Source organism: Sphingopyxis sp. (genome assembly GCF_036261875.1).
Lineage (GTDB): Bacteria > Pseudomonadota > Alphaproteobacteria > Sphingomonadales > Sphingomonadaceae > Sphingopyxis.
The window spans coordinates 30,138-45,064 of record NZ_DATAJZ010000040.1; the positions used below are offsets into that span (position 1 = coordinate 30,138).

General features: G+C 66.6%; 17 protein-coding genes and 2 tRNA genes. 12 read left to right on the plus strand and 7 right to left on the minus strand.

Going from position 1 to position 14,927, the window contains the following annotated elements:
• Nucleotides 1–33 precede the first annotated feature (33 nt).
• Complete coding sequence (locus tag VHO04_RS17565) at nt 34–816, minus strand: sulfite exporter TauE/SafE family protein (RefSeq protein ID WP_329629507.1); 783 nt, start codon at nt 814–816, stop codon at nt 34–36.
• Nucleotides 817–818: 2 nt separating this feature from the next.
• Nucleotides 819–895 (minus strand) — tRNA-Pro (locus tag VHO04_RS17570).
• A 229-nt stretch (nt 896–1,124) separates the two neighbouring features.
• Between VHO04_RS17570 and yajC the strand changes: the two genes are divergently transcribed.
• From yajC to VHO04_RS17590, 4 genes are all read left to right on the plus strand, one after another.
• Entirely contained in the window at nt 1,125–1,454 is a 330-nt protein-coding gene (yajC, locus tag VHO04_RS17575; protein ID WP_297665345.1) for a preprotein translocase subunit YajC, read from the plus strand.
• A gap of 49 nt (nt 1,455–1,503) precedes the next feature.
• Nucleotides 1,504–3,117 (plus strand): protein translocase subunit SecD, encoded by a 1,614-nt coding sequence (gene secD, locus VHO04_RS17580; RefSeq protein ID WP_329629508.1) that lies wholly within the window; start codon nt 1,504–1,506, stop codon nt 3,115–3,117.
• 18 nt (nt 3,118–3,135) lie between these two features.
• Nucleotides 3,136–4,116, plus strand: coding sequence for a protein translocase subunit SecF (secF, locus tag VHO04_RS17585; protein WP_329629509.1), 981 nt, complete (start codon nt 3,136–3,138; stop codon nt 4,114–4,116).
• Between the two features lie 117 nt (nt 4,117–4,233).
• On the plus strand, nt 4,234–4,827 hold the full coding sequence (locus tag VHO04_RS17590; RefSeq protein ID WP_329629510.1) for a hypothetical protein: 594 nt from the start codon (nt 4,234–4,236) through the stop codon (nt 4,825–4,827).
• 16 nt (nt 4,828–4,843) lie between these two features.
• Here the strand turns inward: VHO04_RS17590 and VHO04_RS17595 are convergent, their stop codons facing one another.
• Together VHO04_RS17595 and VHO04_RS17600 are read right to left on the minus strand one after the other, a co-directional pair.
• Nucleotides 4,844–6,007, minus strand: coding sequence for a glycosyltransferase (locus VHO04_RS17595; RefSeq protein ID WP_329629511.1), 1,164 nt, complete (start codon nt 6,005–6,007; stop codon nt 4,844–4,846).
• 145 nt (nt 6,008–6,152) lie between these two features.
• Nucleotides 6,153–6,713, minus strand: a complete 561-nt coding sequence (locus VHO04_RS17600) for a helix-turn-helix domain-containing protein (RefSeq protein WP_329629512.1) — start codon at nt 6,711–6,713, stop codon at nt 6,153–6,155.
• A gap of 84 nt (nt 6,714–6,797) precedes the next feature.
• On the opposite strand from VHO04_RS17600, the gene VHO04_RS17605 reads away from it, so the two are divergent.
• A complete protein-coding gene (locus VHO04_RS17605) occupies nt 6,798–7,280 on the plus strand; it encodes a DUF6456 domain-containing protein (protein WP_414713135.1) in 483 nt (160 codons plus the stop codon).
• A gap of 201 nt (nt 7,281–7,481) precedes the next feature.
• Here VHO04_RS17605 and VHO04_RS17610 read toward each other — a convergent pair whose 3' ends face one another.
• A complete protein-coding gene (locus VHO04_RS17610; protein ID WP_329629513.1) occupies nt 7,482–9,260 on the minus strand; it encodes an ABC-F family ATP-binding cassette domain-containing protein in 1,779 nt (592 codons plus the stop codon).
• Between the two features lie 133 nt (nt 9,261–9,393).
• On the opposite strand from VHO04_RS17610, the gene VHO04_RS17615 reads away from it, so the two are divergent.
• A complete protein-coding gene (locus tag VHO04_RS17615) occupies nt 9,394–10,143 on the plus strand; it encodes an SIMPL domain-containing protein (RefSeq protein WP_329629514.1) in 750 nt (249 codons plus the stop codon).
• Between the two features lie 166 nt (nt 10,144–10,309).
• On the opposite strand, the gene VHO04_RS17620 is transcribed toward VHO04_RS17615, so the two are convergent.
• Together VHO04_RS17620 and VHO04_RS17625 are read right to left on the minus strand one after the other, a co-directional pair.
• Entirely contained in the window at nt 10,310–10,930 is a 621-nt protein-coding gene (locus VHO04_RS17620) for a hemerythrin domain-containing protein (protein ID WP_329629515.1), read from the minus strand.
• A gap of 47 nt (nt 10,931–10,977) precedes the next feature.
• The gene (locus tag VHO04_RS17625; RefSeq protein ID WP_329629516.1) at nt 10,978–11,667 is read right to left on the minus strand and encodes a 2OG-Fe(II) oxygenase; all 690 of its coding nucleotides are present in this window, start codon (nt 11,665–11,667) and stop codon (nt 10,978–10,980) included.
• A 102-nt stretch (nt 11,668–11,769) separates the two neighbouring features.
• On the opposite strand from VHO04_RS17625, the gene VHO04_RS17630 reads away from it, so the two are divergent.
• The 6 genes from VHO04_RS17630 (at nt 11,770) to ccmE (ending at nt 14,864) form a co-directional block, all read left to right on the plus strand.
• Nucleotides 11,770–11,846, plus strand: a tRNA-His gene (locus VHO04_RS17630).
• 97 nt (nt 11,847–11,943) lie between these two features.
• Nucleotides 11,944–12,993, plus strand: a complete 1,050-nt coding sequence (locus VHO04_RS17635) for a Glu/Leu/Phe/Val family dehydrogenase (RefSeq protein ID WP_329629517.1) — start codon at nt 11,944–11,946, stop codon at nt 12,991–12,993.
• Between the two features lie 62 nt (nt 12,994–13,055).
• A complete protein-coding gene (locus tag VHO04_RS17640; RefSeq protein WP_297662986.1) occupies nt 13,056–13,409 on the plus strand; it encodes a YbaN family protein in 354 nt (117 codons plus the stop codon).
• A gap of 124 nt (nt 13,410–13,533) precedes the next feature.
• A complete protein-coding gene (gene ccmC / locus VHO04_RS17645) occupies nt 13,534–14,271 on the plus strand; it encodes a heme ABC transporter permease CcmC (RefSeq protein ID WP_329629518.1) in 738 nt (245 codons plus the stop codon).
• A gap of 3 nt (nt 14,272–14,274) precedes the next feature.
• Complete coding sequence (gene ccmD, locus VHO04_RS17650; RefSeq protein ID WP_329629519.1) at nt 14,275–14,430, plus strand: heme exporter protein CcmD; 156 nt, start codon at nt 14,275–14,277, stop codon at nt 14,428–14,430.
• The gene (ccmE, locus tag VHO04_RS17655; RefSeq protein ID WP_329629520.1) at nt 14,427–14,864 is read left to right on the plus strand and encodes a cytochrome c maturation protein CcmE; all 438 of its coding nucleotides are present in this window, start codon (nt 14,427–14,429) and stop codon (nt 14,862–14,864) included. The genes ccmD and ccmE overlap by 4 nt, the downstream gene beginning before the upstream one ends.
• Nucleotides 14,865–14,927: the final 63 nt, after the last annotated feature.

The window sequence follows — 14,927 nt, forward strand, 5'->3', positions numbered from 1 at the left end:
GGGCCCCTTCCCGCTAGCGGGAAGGGGATTCGTTCAGGCCAGTGCGATCCGGATCGCCTGCACGAGGAAGGTGACGCCGACCAGCGTCAGCAGCCAGCGGCGGCTGGTGCGGAAATGCGCATCGCTGATCCGGTCGAGCAGCACGCCGCCGACCATGATCCCGGCCATCGAAGCTAGGATCGAGATCGCGGTTGCCCCGAGCGGCATCGCCTCGCGGGCCGCGTCGCTCAGCAGGACGCCGCCATAGACGAAAATCTTCGACGCATGGCCCATCGCCTGCATCACCGCCTTGGTCGCGACGATCTGATGCCGGCCGAGCCGCGTGTTGATGAACAGCATGTCGGTGACCGGGCCTGATACGCCCGCGACGAGTGCGATTCCGGTCGAGACGAAACCGCCACCGAGCGCGTGCCAGCGGTTCGCGGCGTCGAGCGGCAGCCAGCGCTCGGGCAGCCAGACGAGGATCGGCATCAGGCCGAGGCCCAGGAAAACATAGAATTTCGACGGCGCGAACAGGATCGCCGAAAAGAAGGCGACGGCCGCCGCGGTGCCGAGCCCGAACCAGATCAGGACCGGCCAGACGATATGCGCGCGGTGCAGGAAGGCGCGCCAGCCGTTGGACGCGAACTGGATCGCGCCGTGGAGCGCCAGCGCCGTCGCGACCGGCAGCAGCCAGGCAAGCAGTCCCATGAAGACGAGGCCGCCCGCCATGCCGAACAGGCCCGACAGGATCGACGTCAGAAAGGCGGCGATCACGATGCTGACCTGCATCGGTCCATCGCTTTCCGTGTGAACCGCCTTGGCGGTGCGGATCATATTGGTCGGGACGAGAGGATTCGAACCTCCGACCCCCACACCCCCAGTGTGATGCGCTACCAGGCTGCGCTACGTCCCGACCGGCCCGATTGGGCAGGCGAGGCCCCTAGCGCGGCTTGGCGGGGGATGCAAGCGGGAAGCCATGGCTTGATCTCGCCGCCTGCCTCCCCATGTCAGCACCGCCCGCGAGGGGAGGGCGCGCAGCGAGCGGTTGCGTCGAAATTCCCCGCGTGATAGGCGCCGCGCCATTATTTGCGCGCCCGCTCCCGGGGGAGGGGGTGATGCTGCAAAGAGAAAGTCTTTCATTCATGTCGACCAATCTGCTTCTGACCCAGGCGGCTGGCTCCGGGGGCGGGGCCGCCGGTTTCATCATGCTGGTGCCCTATCTGCTGATCTTCGTCGTTTTCTGGTTCTTCCTGATCCGCCCGCAGCAGGTGCGGATGAAGGAGCATCGCGCCAAGATCGCGGCGGTGAAGCCGCGCGATCAGGTCGTGACCGGCGGCGGCATCGTCGGCAAGGTGACGCGCGTCGATGATGATTTCGCCGATATCGAAATCGCGCAGGGCGTGAAGATCAAGGTGGTGAAGTCGACCATCTCCGACGTCCTGCAGCCCGGCGCGAAGCCCGCGAACGACTGACGCCTTCGGCGCCGCCGGCGTCGGCGGCGCCCAGAACCGGAATTTCCCTATGCTCGATTTCCCGCGCTGGAAGACCATCGGCATCAGCATCATCCTGCTGCTCGGCATCCTCTTCACCATTCCCAGCTTCCTGCCCGAAAAGACCTTCGACAAGCTGCCGTCCTTCGCGCAGATGAAGGTCAATCTGGGCCTCGACCTTGCCGGCGGCAGCCATTTGCTGCTCGAGGCCGATGTCTCCGATCTCCAGAAGACCCAGCTCGCCAACATGGAAAAGACCGTGCGCGCGGCGATGCGCGGCGAGCGCGGACCCGACGACGACATCGCGATCGGCGAACTGTCGACCGCGGGCGGCAAGATCAGCTTTCTCGTCCGCGACCAGAAGCAGCTCGACGAAGCGCGCGACCGGCTATTCAAGGAGACGGGCGGCGCGGGGATGACCGGCCAGCGCGATTGGCGGATCGATGTCGTCGATACGACACGCCTGGTGCTGACGCCGACCGCGGCGGGGCAGAAGCAGGCGATCGCCAACGCGATGGATACCGCGCGCGACATCATCGACAAGCGCGTCAACGCGCTCGGCACGCGCGAACCGACGATCATCCGCCAGGGCGACGACCGGGTCGTCGTTCAGGTGCCCGGCCTTCAGGATCCGCAGCAATTGAAGGATCTGATCGGCAAGACCGCGCGGCTCGAATTCCGCATGGTCGACGCCAACGCCGACCCCAATGAAGCGGCGGCGGGCCGTGTGCCGGTGGGAAGCGAGATCGTTCCCTATGCCGAGGGCGCCAGCGCCGGCGCCCCGTTCGAGGTGCTGCGCCGCCAGGTGATGATCAGCGGCGAGCAGCTTCTCGACGCGAAGCAGGGCTATGACGGACAGTCGGGCCAGCCGGTCGTCAACATCCGCTTCGATTCGGGCGGGTCGGCGACCTTTGCCAAGGTGACGGCGCAGAATGTCGGCAAGCGTTTCGCGATGGTGCTCGACGGCCGGGTGCTCTCGGCGCCGTCGATCAACGAGCCGATCCTGGGCGGCAGCGCCCAGATTTCGGGCAGCTTCTCGGTCGCCACCGCGAACAACCTCGCCATCTCGCTCCGCTCGGGCGCGCTGCCGGTCAAGATGACGGTGGTCGAGGAACGGACGGTGACGCCGGAGCTTGGAGCCGATTCGATCCGCAAGGGCGCAATCGCGGGCATCATTGCCACGGTCTCGGTGCTCGTGCTGATGCTCATCGTCTATGGCCGCTTCGGCGTTTATGCGTGCCTCGCGCTCTTCTTCAACATCTTCCTGATCATCGCGATCATGGCGGGGTTCAACGCAACGCTGACCTTGCCCGGCATCGCAGGCTTCGTGCTGACGATCGGCGCCGCGGTCGACGCGAACGTGCTGATCAACGAGCGCATACGCGAGGAACTGAAACGAGGGCGACGCGTGTTCCAGGCGGTCGAACTCGGCTATTCCGAAGCGAGTCGCGCGATCTTCGACGCCAACGTCACCAACGTCATCGCCGCGGCGCTGATGTTCTGGTTCGGCACCGGCCCGATCAAGGGCTTCGCCGTGGTGCTGACCATCGGCATCGTCACCAGCGTCTTCACCGCCGTCACCGTCACGCGTCTGTTTGCCGCCCGCTGGCTCCATGCCAAGCGTCCGGCGACGATCAACATTTAAGAGAAAGGGAGCGAAACGATGCGTCTGCTGAAACTCGTCCCCGAGGACACGAACATCGATTTTCTGCGCTGGCGGAAAGTCGCGTCGGCCGCGAGCTTCCTCCTCGTCGCCATATCGATCGCGCTGGTCGCGGTGAAGGGCCTCAACCTGGGCGTCGACTTCGTCGGCGGCCAGTCGGTCCGCGTCGAATTCCCCGGCACGATGCCGAAGATCGACGAGATTCGCGAAAAGGTCGGCGACATCGGCCTCGGCGAAGCGACGATCCAGCAATTCGGGTCCGACAAGGCGGTGGCGATCCGCACCGCGCTGCCCGAAGGCGACAAGGCGGCGGCCGACCGCGCGGGCAAGCAGCTCGTCGACGGCATCCACAAAGCCTTTCCGACCGCGCACACCGGCTCGGTCGAGACTGTGTCGGGCAAGGTGTCGGGCGAGCTGATCCGCACCGGCGCGCTCAGCCTCGCGCTCGCGATGATCGGCATCTCGATCTATATCTGGATCCGCTTCGAATGGCAGTTCGGCGTCGGTGCGCTCGGACGCCTGTTCCACGAGGTGGCGCTGACCTTTGGCTTGTTCGCGGTGACGCAGCTTCAGTTCGACCTCAACAGCATCGCGGCGCTGCTGACGATCGTCGGCTATTCGCTGAACGATACGATCGTCGTCTATGACCGCGTGCGCGAGAATCTGAAGAAATACCGCAAGATGGAGATTGTGCCGCTGCTCAATCTCTCCATCAACGAAACGCTGTCGCGCACCGTGATGACCAGCGTGTCGGTGATGCTGGCGCTTGGGGTGCTGCTGGTCTTCGGCCCCGACGTGATCTTCGGCTTTACCGCGGCGATGCTGTTCGGCGTCTTCGTCGGCACCTATTCGTCGATTCTGATGTCGACGCCGGTGCTGGTGTGGCTGAAGGTCGGTCCGCAGAGCTTCGTCCCGCGCACCAGCGCCGCGACCGAAGGCGCCGAGCGCATCACCCGCAAGGACGATGGCGCGGTGGTGTGAGTTTCGGCTTCGACCCGGCCTTCACAATTTCTTGAGAAGTGCGTCAGGACTTCGCCGCCGCTTTCGTCTTCATTGTCCCCGGCTTGAAAGGACGTCGTCGTCCGGCAGGGGAGATATATGGGACGGGTCAGCACAAACAACGGTGAACAACTGAACTTCACCCGCGACTCCGGCATTGCCGTTTCGCTGCGCGTCTGGTCCGAAACTGACGTCAGCGGCGTCATATGGAGCAACGGCGGGCATATTTCGTCGTCCAAGACCGAGATCATGCAAGTCTTCCTCCAGCGGGAGGACGGGCGCGAAATCGATGTGAAGATCAACAATGCCGGCATCGGCGCGCGCGAGGGACATCACCTGTCGCTGATATGGGCCAGCAGCTCCGATTCCAGCGGCGATGTCGGCGTGGCGATGGTGAACCACAGCACCGGACGCCACCAGATATTCGGAAATCGCATTGATGAGCTGATGGCGAAACCCATGGCGAACCTCAACGGATGTTGTCTTGCCGTGGTCATCATCATCGCCGCCGGGATCTTCGGATCCTTCCTCGGGCAATTCAAAGCGGCCGTGATCGGCCTGGCGCTGTTGGCGATACCCGTTCTGCTCATGGCGAGCATCAGCAAGACCAAGGGGCAAAGGGCCGGCGTCCGGGAGGATTATGCCGCCCAGGTCGAACGCTATGTCGCGGATGTTCTGGCCCGCGAAACCTGAACTCGCGGACCGGGCCTCATCGTTTTGCGCAGCGGCGGAGATGCTCCGCCAGTTCGCGGCCGTTGCGATCCCAGTCGAAGCGGCCGCCAAGACTGGCGGCGACATCGCTCGGTGAGGGCGGGGCGGCGAGGATGTCCCGGACCGCCGCCGCGATGGCCTGCGGCGTGCGCCGGGCGATGCGCCCGGCGACGGGCGAGGTGACGAGTTCGGCGGCGCCGCCCGCGTCGCTGATCACGATCGGCGTGCCGCAGGCGAGCGCTTCGACCCAGGCGTTGGCGAGCCCTTCGCTGACCGACGGCATGACGACGACGTCGGCCGCGCGATAGAGACATGGCAGGTCGGCGTTGGCGACCGACCCCATCAGGTGGAACCGGTCGGCGACGCCGAGCCGCTCGGCCAGCGCGCGGTAGCGGCTTTCCTCTTCGCCGGCGCCCGCGAGCCAGTAATGAACGCCGGGAAGGTCGGGCAACGCCTCGATCACCAGCGCCTGGCCCTTGCGCGGAATGAGCGCGCCGACCGTTGCGATGACCGGGGCGTCGTCCATGCCGAGCGCGGCGCGCGCGGCGGCGCGGTCGCCGGGGTGGAAGCGCGCGGTGTCGATGCCGGTGTAATGGACCGCGACCTTGGCGGCGTCGATCCCGATCGCGGCCATGTCGCGACGCATCGCGTCGGAGACCGCGAGCAGGCCGGCGGCGCGATCGGCGGCTTTCACCACCGCGGCCTTGCTGGACGCGTCGTGTCCGAAATAGCTGATGTCGGCGCCGCGCGCCTTGATCGAAAAGGGCAGGCCGAGCGCCGCGGCGACGCGCATCGCGGCGGGCCCCTCGGGATAGAAGAATTCGGCATCGACGACATCGAACACCTGCCCACGCACCGCCGCCAGCACCGCGCGCGCGACTTGCGCCGGGTTGAAGCGGGTGCCGTAGCGCGGGATCAGGGCGAAGCGCGGGCGATGGACGGTGAGGCCGTTCCATTGTTCGGTTGCCGGCAGATCGCGAAGCGCACGATAGCGGCCGTGCAGCGATAGCGGGAAGGGCGGCAGGCCGACGGGCGCCACGACGGTGAGCTCGATGTCCGGCTGCGTGGCGAGGGCGCGGAGGCTTTTTTCGACGAACAGGCCAAAGGTCGGCCGCGCGGCGTCGGGGAAAAGCGTGGCGATGGAGAGGATGCGGAACGTCACGCCGCTGTTCCACTTTGCGCGACATTGCGAGCCCTTCGACTGCCTTGCAGGCGCTCAGGATAAACTATGCGAAGCAATCCAGAGCGGTTTATGCCTGCTCTGGATTGCTTCGCTCCGCTCGCAATGACGATGGATATGAACGGCATTACAGCGACCGGATCAGCCGTACCGCCACGGCAGCCCAGGGCGGATTGCTCACGACCTGCTGGCGCTGGCCGGTGCCGAGCGGGAGCAGGTGGAGCTTTTCGCCGTCGACGTTGAGCAGCCGCGCGAAGAAGAAGCGGCCGGCGGGGCGGGGGACGAGTAGGTCGCGATTGAGCGCGCCCGCCCAGTCGCCCGCGATGCGGCGACACCAGATTTCGTCGCCCGCGCGATAATCGCCGATCGACGAGGTCACGCGCACCGCCACCATATCCTCCCCCGGCCGCGCGGTGATCGCCTGTTCGACGCGGGTCGGTGCTTGTGCACCATCGGCACCGAGTAGCGCGGTGATCGTGAGTTGGGTGTCCTGTGGCAACTGGACGAGTTCGGCCGCCTCGACCCCCAGCGCCCTGGCGATGCGGTTCATCCAGCCGAGCGACAGCGTTCGCGTGCCCGTCTCAAGGCGGCCGATCGTCTGCGCGGTCGTCGGCGGGTCGCAGCGTTGGCCGACTTCCTCGAGCGTCAGCCCCTTGGCGCGGCGGACGGCGCGGATACTGTTGATCATGAACGTGCTCCGATAACCAAATCGGTTTCTTCTTTCCTACAAAATCATCCAATGTCAAGGGAGCGTGCCAAGAAGGAGATTCGCATGACCGCACGCCGCCTGGAAACCCGCCTCCACCCCGACGACCGGCTCGATCCTGGCAAGACTGGGCCGCAGGTGATGCGGCACGTCACGGTCAATGTCGCCGAAAGCCCGATCGCGTGGCTCGCGGCGCGCGGGATGCTGACCCCGGCGCAGCTTGCGGCGGGCGAGCGGCTGCGCGCCGATTATGAGCGCGCGGGCCTGTCGGCGCGCCTGACGATGCGCTGGGACGCCGCGCCGCCCGCGAAGAGCCGCGGTGGCGCGCGGGCGGCGGACGCCTCGCTGGCGCGGATCGACGCGCATCGGCGTTTTCACGCGGCGATCGACCATGCTGGGCCGGGGCTCGCCGACATCTGCTGGCGCGTGATCTGCGCGGGCGAGGGGATCGGCGGCGCGGAGAAGGCGATGGGATGGCCGGCGCGGTCGGGGAAGCTGGTGCTGGGGTTGGCGCTCGATCGGCTGGCGGGGTTTTATGGGGTGGGGTGATGATTCTTGTGGCCGGAACGATCGGAAGCGAAACCGTCCTTCATCGTCATCCCGGACTTGATCCGGGATCCATTCTCTCAGCGCCGGATGAATGGATCCCGGATCAAGTCCGGGATGACGAGAGTTGAGCGGCAGTTTTCATCCCATCTTCGTCATTCCCGCGAAAGTGGGGAATGTCCGCTCCCCACCCCAATGCGGACGTTATCCCAGTGCCTCGACTTCCTCAGCCAGCGCCAGCCAGCGATCTTCGGCGGCGGCTTTTTCGTCGCGTAACGTGTCGAGCTTGCCGGTCAGCGCAGTGAAGCGCGCATGGTCGCGCGCGAACAGGCCGCCGTCCGAGAGCTCGGTCTCGATCCCCGCCATTTCCGCCTCGATTTCCTCGATCCGGCCGGGGAGGAGGTCGTAGTCGCGCTGGTCCTTGTAGCTCAGCTTCTTGCGCGCCTGCGGCGGCGGGGGCGGGGCTTCGGTCGCGGCGGCCTTCGCCTTGGCCGTCACCGGTTTTGCGCGTTTCGCTTCCCAGTCGGCATAGCCGCCCGCGACGATGTCGACCTTTCCCGAACCGTCGAGGCCGAGCGTCACCGTCACCGTGCGGTCGAGGAAATCGCGGTCGTGGCTGACGAGCAGCACCGTGCCTTCATAATCGGCGATGACCTCCTGCAGCAGGTCGAGCGTTTCGAGGTCGAGGTCGTTGGTCGGCTCGTCGAGGACGAGCAGGTTCGATTCGCGGGCGAATTCGCGGGCCAGCAAAAGCCGCGAGCGCTCGCCGCCCGACAGCGCGCCGACGCTCGCCTCGGCGATCGCGGGGTCGAAGAGGAAATCCTTCAGATAGCCCTGAACATGCTTCTTGACCCCGCGGACCTCGATCCAGTCGCCGCCGTCGGCGAGGATGTCGCGCACCGTCTTGTCGGGCGAGAGCAGGCTGCGCTGCTGGTCGATGACGATGCCGTCGAGCGTCGGGGCGAGGGTGACCGTGCCTTCGTCGGGCGCGATCTCGCCGGTCAGCAGCTTGAGCAGAGTCGACTTGCCCGCGCCGTTGGCGCCGACGATGCCGATGCGGTCGCCGCGCTGGACGCGGAAATCGAAATCCTTGATGATCGTGCGCTCGCCGAAGCGCTTGCTGATATGATCGGCGACAATCACCGATTTCGAGCGGACATCGTCGTTGGCGAGGCCGAGCTTGGCGACGCCGGGGCCGCCAATCATCGCGGCGCGGGTGGCGCGCATTTCCTTGAGCTTTTCGAGCCGCCCCTGGTTGCGCTTGCGTCGCGCGGTGACGCCGCGTTCGAGCCAGTGCGCCTCGAGCCGCAGCTTGGAATCGAGCTTTTGTGCGGCGCGGGCTTCCTCCGCGAACACCGCTTCGGTCCATTCGTCGAAGCCGCCGAAGCCGATTTCCTTGCGGCGGATGCTGCCGCGGTCGAGCCACAAGGTCTGGCGCGTCAGGCGGGTGAGAAAGGTGCGGTCGTGGCTGATGACGACGAAGGCGCCGGTGTAGCGCGCGAGCCAGTTTTCGAGCCAGTCGATTGCCGCGAGATCGAGGTGGTTGGTCGGCTCGTCGAGCAGCAGAACGTCGGGATTCTGCGCCAGCGCGCGCGCGATGGCGGCGCGGCGACGCTCGCCGCCCGAGGCGCTGGCGGCGGTGCGCGCCATGTCGATGCCAAGCTGGTCGGCGATCGCGGCGACGTCGTGCTCGGCGGGGGCGTCGGCGCCGGATGTGGCATAATCCATCAGCGTGTCGAACGCCGACAGGTCGGGCTCCTGTTCGAGCAGCACGACATGCGTGCCGGGGACGATCGTGCGCTTGCCCTTGTCGGCGTCGATGCGGTTCGCGAGCAGCTTGAGCAAGGTCGTCTTGCCCGCGCCGTTGCGGCCGATCAGCGCGAGGCGATCGCGCGCGCCGACATAGATGTCGAGATCCTCGAACAACCAGCCGCTGCCCTGGACGAGGCCAAGGCCTTCATAGGATAAAATTGGAGCTGCCATGATGAACGGCTCGCTACATATGCGTTCAGCGTCATGCAAGCGCGGCGAGGGCAAGGCCGGAACGGGTTCGCTCCGTCAGCGTTACGGAGTGGTCATCAGTTACGGCCGGAACTCCGGTCCACAGGAGAATGAAATGACGAAGCAAATGCTCACCGCTATGGCGGCCGGTATCGCGCTGATGGCGGCGGTGCCCGCCATTGCCCAGCAGGGAGGATCGACGGTGACGACAGCTACGGTGCAGGGACCCATTCTCTCCTTCAGCGTCAGCCAGGAAGTGCGCTCGCGCCCCGATCAGGCAACCGTGGGCGCCGGGGTGACGACGACCGCGCCGACGGCGGTCGAGGCGATGCGCGCCAATGCCGCGGCGATGGACAAGCTGATCGCCGCCGCGAAGGCGCGCGGGATCAAGGCCGAGGATATCCAGACGAGCGGCATCAACCTGTCGCCGCAATATGACTACAGCAACCGCAGCGACGGCCAGCCGCCGCGCTTCCTGGGCTATCAGGTGTCGAACAGCGTTCGCGCGACGACGCCGAAGATCGACGATATCGGACCGCTGCTCGACGCGCTGGTCGCGGCGGGCGGCACCAATGTCGACGGGCCGTGGTTCGGGATGAAGGACCCCGACGCGCAGCTCGTCGGCGCGCGCGGCGCGGCGATCAAGGAAGCCGAGGCGAAGGCGGCCGACTATGCGCGGCTTGCGGGCTATCGTGGCGCCGAACTGGTATCGATCGGCGAAGGCAGCTTCGGCGGGCCGCAGCCGCCGATGCCGATGGTGCGCCTGCAGGCGATGGATGCCGGCTCGGCAAAAGCGACGCCGGTCGAGCCGGGGCAGGTCGCCAATACGCTGACGCTGAGCTTTCAATATCGGCTGGTGCGATAGAGCGGCGAGCCTTTAATCCGACCCATCGCCCCGTTCGTGTCGAGCGAAGTCGAGACACCCATCAGGAAAGCGCAAGGCCGATGGGTGTCTCGACTTCGCTCGACACGAACGGAATTGAGAGTGATGCAGATTCAGGGCGCGGCGCTCTTTGAAGCGCGCGCCGCCGTCAGGGCTTGAGCTTGATCTTCCGCTCGACCCTGGCGGCCGCCTTTTCCTCTTTCTTCCGCCGGTTGAAGACGCGGCGCATGTAACGGACGTCGGTGGCGCCGAGATGCGCTTCGGCGGCCACGAACTGTTCCTGCTCCTCCTCGCCGACGTGATGGAGATATTCCTCCTTGAGCGCGGCGAACCGGCGCAGCCAGCCGGGCGACGCCATGTCGCGGGCGGCGAGGTCGCCGAGCATGTCGTCGATCTCCTTATGCTCGGCGATCGCGTGGCGCGCGAAGTCGGTGGTTTCGGGGTCGCGCAGCACGCTCGACCAGAGCGCCTGCTCCTCGGCCGCGGCGTGGGCCTTGAGCTCCTTCACCAATTCCTTGAACAGCGCTTGGCGATCGGGCGACTTGCCTTCGGTCTCCTCGATCATCGCCAGCAGCGCGCGGTGGCGGTCGTGATCCTCGACGAGGCGGCCGAAAATATCGGGATCGCCGCGGAATTTCGTTTTGGGCGTGCTGCCGATCCGCGCCGCGACGCCGGGCACGACCGCCTTTGCCTTCGCGATAGCCTCGACCTTCGCCTTTGCCGCGGGTTTGCGTTTCGCTGTATCGCGATCGATCGTTCGTGCCGTCATATCGGTCCCACTCCTTTGGCCTGCCCTTTCCGAACGCAGCCCCGAAGTCATGGTTCCGGCGGCAACTCTCCCTCCGCCCACGGCCATGGCCGCTCGCGGAACCATTTGGTGATGATATATTTGCGCCCCTTGCGCACTTTCATCCCGTGGTGGAGCGTCTCGGGATTGGGGGTGCCGTCCGCGCGGACATTGTTCCAGGCGAGCAGCTTGCCCGTTTCGGGCTGGTGCAGCTTTCCCGTCGACAGGAAGCGCGTCGCGCCGCCCGCGGCGGGCTCGTTGAGATAGATCATCAGCGTCCAGCTCCGCTGGCCGGGGATCGCACAATAGGTCTCCCAGTCCGCGCCGTCGGGGTCGAAATAGTCGGTGTGCGCCTTGAACTCCTCGCCGACGTCGTAGCGCTGGCCCTGGAGCGGCTCGCCATATTCGAGCGGGATGCCGGTGAGAGCATGGAGCCGGTCGTTGACCGCGGCGACCGCCGGATGGCGATGGTCGAGGTCGCAGGTCGAGCTGGTGCGAAAAGCGTCGTCACCATTGGGATCGGCGATCGTCGAGGGCCGTGCCTTGGCGTCGATCAGCGCGATCAGCGCGGCACAGGTGTCGGCGTCCAGGAAGCGCGCGAGCATATATTGCTGGAGCTTCGGGGACGGCGCACGCCGGATGCCGGGGACCGCCGCGAGCCGTTCGGCGGTGCGGTCGGCGCCCGAAGCCCGCATGTCGACATGTTCGTGATCCGCCATGCTGCGCTTTTAATGGCGCGATCCCGTGCGAACAATGCTTGACGGCAAAAGACCCCGCGCCTATCGCCGCGCGCTGTCAGAGGCGGTTTCGCCCGACGTGTGGCGATCATAGCTCAGTTGGTTAGAGCGCCGGTTTGTGGTACCGGAGGTCGTGGGTTCGAGCCCCATTGGTCGCCCCATTTTCTCTATCTTCGCGCGTAGCAGCTTTTGGGGTGACTCGGCGCCCATGACGGATTATTACGCTTTGACGTAATTTTCTAACGCGAGGAGTCGCGCATGTCTGCTGTCTGGGATTTCGCCGATTTCGACGATCATGAGCATGTCCACATGTTCCGCGATCGCGCCAGCGGGCTCACGGCCGTCATCGCAGTCCATTCGACGCATCTCGGTCCCGGCGCGGGCGGCGTGCGATACTGGCATTATCCGCAGCGTGCCGCCGCGATCACCGACGCGCTGCGCCTGTCGCGCGGGATGAGCTACAAGAATGCGATGGCGGGGCTGCCGCTCGGCGGCGGCAAGGGCGTGATCCTGGCCGACGAAGGGCAGGCGAAGACCCCCGAACTGCTCGCGGCGTTCGGCCGCGCGGTCGAATCGCTGGGCGGCGCCTATGTCACCGCCGAGGATGTCGGCATGTCGGTCGCCGACATGGTCGAGATCGCGCGCGCGACGCGCCACGTCAGCGGTCTGCCGGCGGCGGGCGACGCAGTAGGCGGCAACCCCAGCCCGCTGACCGCGCTCGGCGTCTATCTGGGGATCAAGGCGGCGATCCGCGAGAAATTGGGCACCGACAGCGCCGCGGGCGTGCGCGTCGCGGTGCAGGGCGTCGGCAGCGTCGGCGAAGGCGTCGCGCGGCGGCTGGCCGCCGATGGCGCGAAGCTGATCCTCGCCGATGTCGATCTGGCGCGGGCGAAGGCGCTTTCCGAAGAACTGGGCGCGGACCTCGCCGATTCGGCGGCGATCATGGAGGTCGAGGCCGAAGTGCTGAGCCCCAACGCGCTCGGCGCGACGCTGACCGAGCAGAGCATAGAGCGGCTGAAGGTGTCGATCGTCGCGGGCGCCGCGAACAACCAGCTCGCGACCGACGCGGACGGGCAGCGGATTCATGACCGCGGCATCGTCTATGCCCCCGATTATGTGATCAACGCGGGCGGGATCATCAATGTCGCGCTCGAATATCTGGGGCAGGGCAGCCGCGAGGAGGTCGAAAGCCGCATCGGGGCGATCCCCGGTCGCCTCGCCGAAATCTGGGCCGAGAGCAAGGCCAGCGGCATCCCGGCGTCGGTGGTGGCCGACCGGATGGCGCAGACGCTGATCGGGCGAAATTGAGCGTCGCCCGGGCGACGCTATGGGATGGCGTCGGCGGGAAAACCCGCTAAGCCTCGCCGTCGATGAAACGGCATTTCTATCTGGTCGCGGGCTGGGCGTCACTGGGGCTTGGCGCGATCGGCGCGTTCCTGCCGTTGCTGCCGACGGTGCCGTTCGTCATCCTCGCCGCTTTCTGCTTCGCGCGTTCCTCGCCGCGGCTCGAAACCTGGCTGCTGACCCACCCGCATTTCGGCCCTCATATCGTCGCGTGGCGCGAGAAGGGCGCGATCAGCCGCAAGGGCAAGATCGCGGCGACCGCGGCCTTTGCGTTCAGTATCGTGCTGGCGGCGATCTTTTCGCCCTGGCCGTGGGTGATGGCGCCGGTAATCGCGGCGGCGGTGACCGGGAGCTGGATCTGGACGCGGCCGGAGGGGTGATTCACCATCGGTGCACGGGGTGCTTGACCTTCGACTCCCCACGGGCGAGAGAAGCGCCGCCGGGTCGCGCCGGGCAATTCACTGGACCGATAAACCGGCCTCACCTAAAGACGACGCGAGACCGATGCACGCTTACGCCAACCCCACCCGCTTTCTCGCGATCGCCAAGCCGCTGACGCCGTGGCTGCTCGGCCTTGGGCTGCTGCTTTTGCTCGCCGGGGCCTTTGCGGGGCTGGCGATGGTGCCCGGCGAAGCGAAACAGGGCGAGACCGCGCGAATCCTCTATGTCCATGTGCCATCGGCATGGCTCGGCATGGGCGGCTGGACCTCGCTCGCGGTCGCCGGGCTGGTGCAGCTCGTCTGGCGCCATCCGCTGTCGGGGATTGCGGCGCGCGCGATCGCGGTGCCGGGGATGCTGTTCACCGCGCTCTGCCTCGCGACCGGATCGATCTGGGGCAAGCCGACCTGGGGCACCTGGTGGGAATGGGACGGGCGGATGACCTCGATGCTCGTTCTCCTCTTTCTCTACGCCGGCTTCATCGCGCTGACGACGGGCGATGAGGGCCAAAGACAGGGCGGATCGCTGTCGCGCGGCGCGGCGATCTATGCGCTGGTCGGCGCGGTCAACATTCCGATCATCAACCGCAGCGTCGTGTGGTGGAACAGCCTGCACCAGGGGCCGAGCATCACGCTGGGCGGGTCGAGCATCGACGGTTCGCTGCTGTGGCCGCTGGGGCTGACCGTGCTCGGCTTTTCGCTGCTGTTCGGGGCGATCGTGCTGATGCGGATGCGGCGGATCATCGCCGACAACCGCGTCGCGGCGCGGCTGCGGCGGCTCGCCGACGACGACGAGGGATATTGAGACATGGCGGGGGTGATCAGCGGGGGCGGGCAATGGGCCTATGTGATCGCGGCCTATGCGCTGACGGCGCTGCTCACCGGCGCGGTATTGTGGCATAGCTGGCGTGCGATGGCGAAGGCAGAGAAGCGCAGCGACGCGCTGCGTAGGGATCGCAAATGAAAGCGAAGCACCAACGACTGATATTGGCGCTGGTGGCGCTGGGCGGCGTCGCGGGCGCGGGCGTGCTCGCGGCGAGCGCGCTGCGCGACGAGGCCGCCTATTTCCGCACCCCCGCCGAAGTGAAGGCGGGCAAAGCCGAGGTCGGCGAGGCGATGCGGCTGGGCGGCATGGTCGCCGCGGGCAGCATCAAGCGCCAGAGCGACGGCGTGACGATCCGCTTCGTCGCGACCGACGGCAAGGCGTCGATCCCGGTCCAGTTCACCGGCATCGTCCCCGACCTGTTCGCCGAGAACGCCGGCATGGTCGCCGACGGCCGGCTGCGCGCCGATGGCGTTTTCGTGGCCGATCGCATCCTCGCCAAGCATGACGAGCGCTACATGCCGCCGCAGATGGGCGAGATGCCGAAGAATATGAAGCTGGTGCCGGGGGAATGAGCGACATCGAATTTCCGTCATTGCGAGCGAAGCGAAGCAATCTCCAGCTTGCGATCTTTCGTG

Coding starts and splice junctions, on each gene's coding strand:
- secF (WP_329629509.1), top strand. CDS start 3,136: ATGCGTCTGCTGAAACTCGTCCCCGAGGACACGAACATCGATTTTCTG.
- VHO04_RS17615 (WP_329629514.1), top strand. CDS start 9,394: ATGACGAAGCAAATGCTCACCGCTATGGCGGCCGGTATCGCGCTGATG.
- VHO04_RS17600 (WP_329629512.1), bottom strand. CDS start 6,713: ATGATCAACAGTATCCGCGCCGTCCGCCGCGCCAAGGGGCTGACGCTC.
- VHO04_RS17565 (WP_329629507.1), bottom strand. CDS start 816: ATGATCCGCACCGCCAAGGCGGTTCACACGGAAAGCGATGGACCGATG.
- VHO04_RS17625 (WP_329629516.1), bottom strand. CDS start 11,667: ATGGCGGATCACGAACATGTCGACATGCGGGCTTCGGGCGCCGACCGC.
- VHO04_RS17610 (WP_329629513.1), bottom strand. CDS start 9,260: ATGGCAGCTCCAATTTTATCCTATGAAGGCCTTGGCCTCGTCCAGGGC.
- VHO04_RS17635 (WP_329629517.1), top strand. CDS start 11,944: ATGTCTGCTGTCTGGGATTTCGCCGATTTCGACGATCATGAGCATGTC.
- ccmD (WP_329629519.1), top strand. CDS start 14,275: ATGGCGGGGGTGATCAGCGGGGGCGGGCAATGGGCCTATGTGATCGCG.
- ccmC (WP_329629518.1), top strand. CDS start 13,534: ATGCACGCTTACGCCAACCCCACCCGCTTTCTCGCGATCGCCAAGCCG.
- ccmE (WP_329629520.1), top strand. CDS start 14,427: ATGAAAGCGAAGCACCAACGACTGATATTGGCGCTGGTGGCGCTGGGC.
- VHO04_RS17640 (WP_297662986.1), top strand. CDS start 13,056: ATGAAACGGCATTTCTATCTGGTCGCGGGCTGGGCGTCACTGGGGCTT.
- VHO04_RS17590 (WP_329629510.1), top strand. CDS start 4,234: ATGGGACGGGTCAGCACAAACAACGGTGAACAACTGAACTTCACCCGC.
- VHO04_RS17620 (WP_329629515.1), bottom strand. CDS start 10,930: ATGACGGCACGAACGATCGATCGCGATACAGCGAAACGCAAACCCGCG.
- VHO04_RS17605 (WP_414713135.1), top strand. CDS start 6,798: ATGACCGCACGCCGCCTGGAAACCCGCCTCCACCCCGACGACCGGCTC.
- secD (WP_329629508.1), top strand. CDS start 1,504: ATGCTCGATTTCCCGCGCTGGAAGACCATCGGCATCAGCATCATCCTG.
- yajC (WP_297665345.1), top strand. CDS start 1,125: ATGTCGACCAATCTGCTTCTGACCCAGGCGGCTGGCTCCGGGGGCGGG.